Source organism: Streptomyces boluensis (assembly GCF_009908195.1).
GTDB lineage: Bacteria > Actinomycetota > Actinomycetes > Streptomycetales > Streptomycetaceae > Streptomyces > Streptomyces boluensis.
On the sequence record NZ_JAAAHS010000761.1, the window covers coordinates 1 to 853 of the forward strand.

Here is an 853-nt window from a genome sequence, read left to right on the forward strand (position 1 = left end):
CGGGGGACCGGGGGAGGGCTCAGCCGGGTGGTCCGCCGATCTGTACGGCGAGCCGTTTCTCCTCGCGCCGTTGGGCCCTGCGGCGCCGGAAGCGGCGGATCCGCTGGGCGATGAAGAGAAGCACCACCAGACCGGTCAGCAGCAGTACGCCCGCGATGATCGCGGCGGCCTCCGGGTAGAACATCGCGAACGACAGGAGGCCGGCGACGCCGAGGTCCTCGGCGAGGCTGACCACGAAGTTGCTCATGGGCTCCGGCGACGTGTTGATCGCCATCCGCGTCCCGGCCTTGACCGCGTGGCTGGCGAGCGCCGTCGAACCGCCCACCGCCCCCGCCGCCAGATCGCTGAGCGAGCCGCTCTGCCCGGCGAGCAGCGCCCCGACCACGGCGCCCGAGATGGGCCGGATCACGGTGTGCACGGTGTCCCAGACCGAGTCCACGTACGGGATCTTGTCGGCCACCGCCTCACACAGAAAGAGCACCGCGGCCACGCACAGGACATCGGTGCGCTGCAGGGACTCGGGCACTTCGTCGCTCAGGCCGGTCGCGCCGAAGATGCCGAGGAGCAGCACCACCGCGTACGCGTTGATGCCGCTGGCCCAGCCGCTGGTGAAGACGAGGGGGAGTACGGACACGGACGCGATCGTAGCCAGTGGGTCATGCTCCGTCCTGGGGACGAGCACGCAGTCCTGAGTATCCGTACTCAGTGAGCTAGATGAGTAGTTGCGCGGATGGGCTCCGACCTGCGCAGACGGAAGAGTGGGGCACACGGAAGGGGCGCGGCGCCGGCACCGACGACACGGGGCGGCGGAACGGCGCGGCACCCCTGACGCACACGGGGGACGGCACGGGGG

The 853-nt window shown here is 70.7% G+C and carries 1 protein-coding gene; it reads right to left on the bottom strand.

Annotated features, from left to right (window positions below):
• Window positions 1-19 precede the first annotated feature (19 nt).
• Window positions 20-634, bottom strand: coding sequence for a DUF4126 domain-containing protein (locus tag GUY60_RS37970; protein ID WP_161706040.1), 615 nt, complete (start codon window positions 632-634; stop codon window positions 20-22).
• Between the last annotated feature and the right edge of the window lie 219 nt (window positions 635-853).